We start from the raw sequence: 406 nt of genomic DNA, 5'->3' as shown, positions 1-406 counted from the left end.
CGTCGCCCCGCAGCCCGTCCCGGAAGATGTGCGGCAGAGCGTTCGTAGGCTAGTGGACAGCGCTGTGGTGATCGAGGGAACCTAATCCACGGGTCAGCCTATGGCCGGGATGACGCTTCCGGCCGTAGGCCCATCACCTTGCACCTTCCCCAGCAATCTGTAGCGCTCTACGCTCGAACCGCTTGGCAGCAGAATCGGCTTGCGCGTGGGGCCGTTGGAGGTACGTCACGATATTGTAGGGGCCATCGGCGAGCGGTCGCATGCCGATCCCCCATTGATGGGCACGCTCGATGCGCGATTGCGCGCATACGCCGATGCCGTAGCCGGATGAGACCCACAGCGCCATCATCTCGAATGAAGTTGCAGACAGGATGTTCTCTTGGTCCACTGGCATGAGGGAGGCCAA

General features: G+C 62.3%; 1 pseudogene. It reads right to left on the bottom strand.

The features are described 5' to 3' along the window. Positions 1-133: 133 nt before the first annotated feature. Positions 134-406: pseudogene (locus RVY79_RS17705) on the bottom strand (LysR family transcriptional regulator); the annotation flags it as partial.

The organism is Chromohalobacter sp. HP20-39 (genome assembly GCF_033052815.1).
In the GTDB taxonomy this organism is placed as follows: domain Bacteria; phylum Pseudomonadota; class Gammaproteobacteria; order Pseudomonadales; family Halomonadaceae; genus Chromohalobacter.
The sequence above is the reverse complement of the archived record's forward strand: the minus strand, read 5'-3'. Positions and strand labels throughout refer to the sequence as shown.